General features: G+C 57.6%; 8 protein-coding genes. 5 read left to right on the top strand and 3 right to left on the bottom strand.

All coding sequences use genetic code 11. The features are described from left to right. Positions 1 to 364 precede the first annotated feature (364 nt). The 5 genes from hemL to atpE all read left to right on the top strand — a co-directional run bounded on the left by hemL (position 365) and on the right by atpE (position 3,411). Entirely contained in the window at positions 365 to 1,657 is a 1,293-nt protein-coding gene (gene hemL / locus ACNKID_RS08960; RefSeq protein WP_417913092.1) for a glutamate-1-semialdehyde 2,1-aminomutase, read from the top strand. Positions 1,658 to 1,706: 49 nt separating this feature from the next. After that, positions 1,707 to 1,952, top strand: a complete 246-nt coding sequence (locus ACNKID_RS08955) for an AtpZ/AtpI family protein (RefSeq protein WP_417913091.1) — start codon at positions 1,707 to 1,709, stop codon at positions 1,950 to 1,952. Beyond that, positions 1,942 to 2,358, top strand: coding sequence for an ATP synthase subunit I (locus tag ACNKID_RS08950; protein ID WP_417913090.1), 417 nt, complete (start codon positions 1,942 to 1,944; stop codon positions 2,356 to 2,358). The genes ACNKID_RS08955 and ACNKID_RS08950 overlap by 11 nt, the downstream gene beginning before the upstream one ends. Positions 2,359 to 2,361: 3 nt before the next feature. Further along, the gene (gene atpB, locus ACNKID_RS08945; protein ID WP_417913089.1) at positions 2,362 to 3,084 is read left to right on the top strand and encodes a F0F1 ATP synthase subunit A; all 723 of its coding nucleotides are present in this window, start codon (positions 2,362 to 2,364) and stop codon (positions 3,082 to 3,084) included. A gap of 63 nt (positions 3,085 to 3,147) precedes the next feature. Then, entirely contained in the window at positions 3,148 to 3,411 is a 264-nt protein-coding gene (gene atpE / locus ACNKID_RS08940; RefSeq protein ID WP_417913088.1) for an ATP synthase F0 subunit C, read from the top strand. Positions 3,412 to 3,598: 187 nt separating this feature from the next. Here the strand turns inward: atpE and recQ are convergent, their stop codons facing one another. The 3 genes from recQ to ACNKID_RS08925 all read right to left on the bottom strand — a co-directional run. After that, positions 3,599 to 5,770, bottom strand: coding sequence for a DNA helicase RecQ (recQ, locus tag ACNKID_RS08935; RefSeq protein WP_417913087.1), 2,172 nt, complete (start codon positions 5,768 to 5,770; stop codon positions 3,599 to 3,601). Between the two features lie 27 nt (positions 5,771 to 5,797). Further along, positions 5,798 to 6,571, bottom strand: coding sequence for a tryptophan synthase subunit alpha (trpA, locus tag ACNKID_RS08930; RefSeq protein ID WP_417913086.1), 774 nt, complete (start codon positions 6,569 to 6,571; stop codon positions 5,798 to 5,800). A 54-nt stretch (positions 6,572 to 6,625) separates the two neighbouring features. Continuing rightward, the coding region (locus tag ACNKID_RS08925; protein ID WP_417913085.1) for a sugar-binding domain-containing protein at positions 6,626 to 7,534 on the bottom strand (909 nt) is incomplete at its 5' end.

Here is a 7,534-nt window from a genome sequence, read left to right as displayed (position 1 = left end):
TACAGCCGGAGCGTCATAAACATGACCCTGAGCTGTCATTCAGGCCGCAGGGAGGAAGCTCCTCAGGATCATGGGGTTCCCGCCGCGCCCGAAAGGACAGGAGGCAGGCGGCGGAATCATGCTCTTCTGCTCCAGCTATAACAGGCTCTTGCCCCAAGGAAAGCCTCTCCCGCCTCTTTTTGCTTTTGCAGAAAAACAGGCAAGATGCTATAGTCAACCGGGCTGCGTCGGCGCAGAAAGTCCGCCGCTGCAAGCCTTTGATTCAGAACTGTCTTGCCCGTGCAGCTTACCATAGATGGGCCTGACAGTTCAAGACGCAAAGCCCGGAATCATTTGAACCAGCACCAACGACCGAAAATCGCTCATGAAAACCCAGAACTCCGCCGCCCTTTTCGCCAAAGCCTGCCAAGTCATCCCCGGCGGCGTGAACTCGCCCGTGCGGGCCTGCAAATCTGTGGGCTGCGACCCGCTTTTTGTCGCCAAGGCGCAGGGCTGCACGATCACCGACGCGGACGGCAATGAATTCATTGATTTTGTCGGCTCTTGGGGGCCGATGATTCTGGGTCACGGCCATCCCGAAGTGGTCAAGGCGATTCATGAGGCCGTGCCCGGCGGCACCAGCTTCGGCGCGCCCACCGCGCTGGAGGTCGAGCTGGCCGAATTGGTCTGTGATTCCGTGCCGTCCATCGAAAAAGTGCGATTTGTCAGCTCCGGCACTGAGGCCACGATGAGCGCGGTGCGGCTGGCGCGGGGCTACACCGGGCGCAAGGTGATTGTCAAATTTGACGGCTGTTATCACGGCCATGCGGATTCCTTTTTGGTCAAAGCGGGTTCTGGGGTGATCACCCTCGGCATTCCCGGCAGCCCCGGCGTGCCGGAGGATATCGTCAAAAACACCCTGTCTATTCCGTACAATAATATAGAAATACTGGAAAAGACGTTGCGTGATGTCACGTTGGACATTGCCTGCGTGATCATCGAGCCGGTGGCAGGCAACATGGGTGTGATTGTGCCGGAAATGGCCTTCCTGCGCAAGCTGCGCGAACTTACTGCCGAGCTGGGCATTGTCCTGATTTTCGATGAAGTCATCACCGGCTTCCGGCTGGCACTCGGCGGGGCGCAGGAGCGTTTTGGCATTTTGCCCGACCTGACCTGTCTCGGCAAGATCATCGGCGGCGGCCTGCCGGTTGGTGCCTATGGCGGCAAGAAGGAAATCATGGACTTAGTCGCGCCGGACGGGCCGGTGTATCAGGCAGGCACTCTCTCCGGCAACCCGCTGGCGATGGCCGCCGGGCTGGCAATGCTCAAGGTGGTGCGGCGACCGGGTTTTTATGAGGAGCTGGAGGAGAAGAGCACGTGGTTTGCGGAAAAATTGGCGGCAATTGGCGCGGCGACCCCGGTACCGACCGTGCTCAACCGCATCGGCTCGATGATGACTTGCTTCTTCACCGAAGTGCCTGTGACGGACTTCAATTCGGCGATGAAGGCGGATGCCAAACGATATGCCCAGCATTTCCGCAACATGCTGGCAAGCGGCATCTGGTTAGCACCATCGCAGTTTGAAGCGGCCTTCATTTCTGCCGCCCATGACCGGGCGCATTTGCAGAAGGCTCTGGACGCAACCGCCGCCTCGCTGGCAAATTTGGCGAAGGCATAGAAAAGACTTGCGTTTGTCGCGCTGCCGTGCTATCAAGTTGACTTGCCCCTTGAACCAGAAGCCGAAGAAAGAAGACAAGGGCATTCTTTTTGATCTGGCCATCTACAGCCAGAGCGGCATGACCTTCGCTCTTTCTGTGCTGATCGGCTTTGGTTTCGGCTGGTATTTGGACAACAAGGTGTTTGCGGGCCGCACCGCGCCGTGGCTGAGTTTCATCTTTCTTGGTTTCGGCATCGCGGCGGGTTTCAAGCATCTCTGGGAGTTAAGCAGGAAAATCGCCAAAGATGACAACTGAGGCGGAGCAGAAGCAGGAGGATGATTACATCCTCTTGCGCCGGATTGAGCAATGCAGCTTGCTTTTCATTCTGCTGCTTGCCTTGGGCGGCGGATATTGGTTCAGCAGCCAGTTCGCCGTTTCAGCCTTGCTCGGCGGGACAGTGTCGCTCGGCAGCTTTCTTCTGCTGAAACGGACGATGATGCAGTTAGTCAGCCGGATTGGCACGCAGAACCCTGCGGCGGGCTTTGCCTTTAAATTTTATCTGCGCCTGCTCATGCTGGCTCTTCTGCTGGCTGCTTTGGGCATGAGCGTGCATCTGCATCTGCCAGGTTTGCTTGCAGGATTGTCCACGGTGATGGTCAGCGTGATCGGCGTTGTCCTCATCAGGGGTTTGATGGATTTTTATCACGCGAAAGGAGCATAGGTCATGGAGCATCCAATACTTTTCATCTCGGTGATTCTCAACTGGATCGGACTGCCGGTGCCGCACGGACCGATCGGAGCAACCTTTCTGGAGAAGCTGACCGCTCCGTATCTGACCTACAGCTGGATGCTGATGGCCTTCCTCTTTGTCGTGCCCAAGCTGACCTTGGGCAAGCTGGAGCTGGTGCCAGGTACTGGCCAAAATTTCTGGGAAGCGCTGATCGGCGGGCTGATGGATTTCTTTGCCGAGCACATGGGCCGAGAGAAGGCGCGGGTGCTTTTCCCGGTGCTGGCAACCTTCTTCATCTACATCGTGCTGGCCAACATGATCGGCCTGCTGCCCGGCTTCATGTCGCCGACCTCCAGCCTCAACATCACCTTGGCCATGACCATCATTGTCTGGCTCTTCCATCATTATCTCGGCTTCCGTCAGCACGGCTGGCACTATTACAAGCATTTCATGGGGCCGATCCTCCTTATTGCCCCGCTGATGATGATGCTGGAGCTGATCGCCAACTTCGCCCGCCTGATCTCGCTCTCCATGCGTCTCTTCGGCAACATCATGGCAAAGGAGGTGCTGCTGGGAGTGCTGTTCACGCTTGCCGGGGCCTATTTCGCGCCGCTGCCCATCCTCTGCCTCGGCGTGCTTGTGTCAATCATTCAGGGCGTGGTCTTTGTGCTGCTGTCGGTAATCTACTGCGTCGGTGCGATGGAGCACGCCCATTGAGCAAATTTCCGTTCGCGGAGAAGAAGGCCAATCTTTCAACAACTTATTCTGGAGAAATCTGAAATGGACAAAATGCACCTTGCGCTGGTTTGCTTTTCAGCCGCGATGTCAATCGGCGTGACCGGCTTTGCCGCCTGCTTCGGCATGGGACGCGGTGTGGAGAGCGCGTGCAACGGCATCGCCCGCAACCCGGAGGCCAAAGGGCCGATCACCACGGCAATGATCCTTGGCTTGGCCCTGATCGAGTCCATCGCCATCTACGGTCTGGTCATCGCCTTCATCCTGCTCTTCGCCAACCCGTACAAGGCTGCGCTGATCGGCGGCTGATGCCCAAGCGGCGCAAGAGCGCAAAAAAGGCTGCGGCTCTGGCTGCGGCCTTTTTTTATGTGCGCATCACCATTTTTGCGGCAAGTCATACCGCACATGCGGCGAAGCAGGGCTGACATGCCCCAGATGCAGCCTCCTTTGCCTCATGTGAGACATGCGCAGTCTACCCTGCGGCACAGGGCGCATTTCACCGCGCCAGACAGCGCAGCCGCAGGATTCTTAAATCCTCATAGCTGACCCGCCCGTCCAGCTTTTCGAACACCGGCTTGAGATATTCCGCGCCCAATTCCTCAAACGCGGCCAAAGCTGCCTGCTGCTCTGCGGGCGCGGCTGTCAACGGCAGCAAATCTTCCCTTTGCCGCAGCGGATTGCCCGCCAAGGCGTATTTTGTCACGTAATCAAGGATCGTTCCGGCCTTTATCTGATGCCGTTCCATCAGGCTTTCGAGTGAACCCCCGTTGTTGTAGGCCTCGCCGATCAATGTGGTGCGGCTTCCCAAGCCTGACTCTGCCTTCTTGGCGGCTTTTCTCCTTTCCGGCTCGCGGATTTTTTCAGCGAGGGCGTTTTCTTGACAATACGGGATGATAATACCTAAAAACGCGCCGCCAAATTTTTCCAACTTGACCTGCCCGACACCGGAAATTCCCAGCAGCGACTGGCGCGACTGCGGATAATACGCCGCCATTTCAATCAGCGTGCGGTCAGAGAAGATGACGTAAGGCGGTACGCCGTCGGCATCGGCGAGTTCCTTGCGTTTGGCCCGTAGCAAGGCGAAAAGGGTTTGGTCGTGTTCGATTTCCTGCCTTTTGCCAGAGTCTGAGCGTGCCGAAGGCTCTGCCTCGTGCAGCTGGCCAAAGAATTTGGCGCGGTTTTTGAGCGCGGCGCGGGCGGTTTCGGTCAGGCTCAGAGCGCGGTGTTCAGCGTCTTGATTGAGAAAACCCAGCTGCGCCAATTGCCGGGCCAAGAACAGCCATTGCTTCTGGCTCAATTCCTTGCCGATGCCGTAGGTCGAAAGCTGCTCATGCCCGAAGCGCAGCACCTTCTCATTTTTTGAGCCGAGCAGAACATCAGCGACATGCGCCGCGCCGAAACGCTCGCCGACACGGAAGACGCAGGAGAGGAACTTCTGCGCCGGAATGGTTATGTCTTCTAAAACCGGGGCTTCGGCATTGCAGTTGTCGCAATTGCCGCAGTTCTCAGAAGAAAACTGCTCACCGAAATAGGCCAGCAGCGGCTTGCGGCGGCAATTGCGCCGGTCTTCGGCATAGCGGACAATCGCATCCAGCTGCTGGACAGCGGCCTTGCGTTCGTCGCCTTCCTTCTGATTGATGAAATACTTCAGTTTGGCCGCGTCGCCGTAGCTGTAGAGCAGCAGGCAGTGCGCAGGCAGGCCGTCCCGACCGGAGCGGCCAATTTCCTGATAATAACCTTCAATGCTTTTAGGCAGATCGTAGTGGACAACGAAACGCACGTTCGGCTTGTTGATGCCCATGCCAAAGGCGATGGTCGCCACCATGATCTGCACATTGTCGCGGATGAAATCCTCCTGATTGCGGCTGCGGACAGTGTCGTCCAGCCCGGCGTGATAAGGCCGAACCGAGCAGCCGAGCTGGGCGAGATATGCGTTCAATTCATCCACTTGGCGGCGCGAGAAGCAGTAGACAATGCCGGACTGCTCCTTGAAGCGTTCGAGAAAGCGTGCAAGCTGGCTCTCACCGTCCCGCTTGGGCGCGACTTCGATGAAGAGATTCTCGCGGTTGAAACTGGCGACAAACTCGTTTGCTGCGGTGAGACCCAGACTGCTGCTGATGTCGGCGCGGACGCGCGGGGTGGCGGTCGCTGTCAGCGCGAGGCAGACCGCTTCCGGCCAGCGGCGGCGCACGTCAGCCAGCTGGCGGTATTCAGGCCGGAAGTCATGTCCCCACTCGGAGATGCAATGCGCTTCATCAATAGTCAGACAATCCACCTGCACTTCGGCAAGCAGACTGAGAATGCGCGGGGAAAGCAGGGTTTCGGGCGCGACATAAAGCAGCTTTGCCTGTCCGTTGCGGATGCTGGCCATGTTTTCGCTGTAGGCTTCGGGCGAAAGGCTGCTGTTGAGGAACAGAGCAGGAACACCTGCGGCCCGCAGCTGCTCAACTTGGTCTTTCATCAGGGCGATAAGCGGCGAAACCACAACCGTCAGGCCGTTGAAAAGCAGGGCCGGGATTTGATAGCAGAGCGATTTGCCTCCGCCAGTCGGCATGATCGCCAAGCTGTCCTGCCGAGCGAGCACGTTTTCAATGACTTCGCGCTGGAGCGGGCGGAAGCTGTCGTAGCCGAAGGCGTTTTTGAGAACAGCTTCAGGGCTTGATTGCATTTCAGCCGGAAAATCAGGCGGGCTTTCTCAATTCCCAACCAGCGAACGTATGAACGGCCCGACCGCAGCCGCGCCTTCGCGGTCAACCAATTTGATGGTGGCTGTGCCGATCACCGCCATGTCGGCCTTGCCTTCCAGCATGCCCACGTCCTCGCGGCTGGCGATGCCGAAGCCGACAGCCAGCGGCAGTTCTGTCGCTTTGCGGCAGCGGGACAGATAATCGGCAAGATTGCTGTCCATTTCGGTGCGCTCGCCGGTCACGCCTTTGCGGGCCACGCAGTAGATGAAGCCGCCGCCTTGGCTGGCGACTTCCCGCATCCGCGCGTCCGTGGAAGTCGGGGTGAAAAACATGACCGCCGCCAGACCGCTTTCTTTGCTCAGGCGCAGATATTCGCCGCCCTCTTCCGGCGGCAGATCGGGAATGATGCATCCCTTCATGCCGCTTTCCGCCGCCTGCCGGATGAACGCCTCCAGCCCGAAGCGGAAAACAATATTGTAATAGGTCATGAAAAGAAAGTTGACCTGCGGGAATTCCCTCGCCATCTCAGCGGCGAAAGCGAGGCAGTCGCGCACCTTGATTCCTGCGGCCAGCGCGTCCTGATTGGCTTTGAGAATCACCGGGCCGTCAGCCATCGGTTCGGAAAAAGGAATCTGCAATTCGATGCAGTCCACGCCGTTTTCCGCCATTTGCCGGATTACTTCGCGGTTGACAGATAAAGAAGGATAGCCGAGCACCAAATGGGTCATCAGCAGCACAGGCTTGTGCGCCAGCCGCTGCCGCAAATCATCCTGCAAGTTCATGGTTTGAATCATCCTGTAAAGAAAAACTCCAGCCGGGCCGGAAGGAATCGCCGCTCATTCTTTGGCCGCATAAATAAAAGGCCGCCGGAACATGCCGCCGTAATGATGCCGAACATCCGCCCGCAGGGCAAGGACATTTTTTCCTGGTTTCATCTTGCCGCTCAGGTCAACGTCCCATTCAAAGCGGTAGTCGTTGTTCCACCAGAGCTTGTCGATCTCGCGATGCGCGATTTCCTCGCCATTCAGATACAGTCGGCATTCATTGAACAAGCCTGGAAAGCGGAGACGCAGCTTGTCCTTCTCCTTGCCCGCAGGAATCTCGGCTTCAGTCCGATACCAGGCAAAACCGGTGTAGCTCTGCCGGTCAGGATTGTGCACGCCCTGCGCCTGCATGTAGAGATCTGTGCGCAGCATTTCCCATTCTGAAGACGGATAGTCTTTGCGCAGATCAAGGGAATAGGTGCCTTTGTTGGCATTCCAGAAGGTCAGATCAAGCGGCGCGGCGGCGAAATTCTCTTTGATGCCAATGTTGTTCGGATCGCGGCGGAAGGCCCATTCCAGCGGCAGCTTCAGCAGCAGCTCGCCTTTGTCGCCATTGATGAACTGATGCAGCTCCCGATATTGCCTGACTTCGCCCGGCCACCAAGCATAACCGTTTTCCTCCACGTTCATGCCTTTGTAGGTGGTGAAAATGCCGTTCATCGCTGTCAGCTTCTCGCGGATGACCAAGGCCTGCTCGCCCAGCTTGACCGCTTTGGCGTAGTCAATCTCCGCAGCTGCGGCTCTGACCATGTCCAAATACAAATTGGTCAAATCGCAGCTCATCCGGGTGAAGGCGATGCGGTCGAGCCAGAGTTTTTCCTTGCTGGAAAGCGCGTTTTTTTTGCGCAAAGGCTCGGCCAGCTTTTCCGCCTCCTGCATTTTCTCGCGCATCAGTTGCAGCAGCTCAGGGCTGTAGATGGC

Source organism: Candidatus Electronema sp. TJ (genome assembly GCF_048287355.1).
Classification (GTDB): Bacteria; Desulfobacterota; Desulfobulbia; order Desulfobulbales; family Desulfobulbaceae; genus Electronema.
This window is presented reverse-complemented; position numbering and strand designations above follow the sequence as displayed.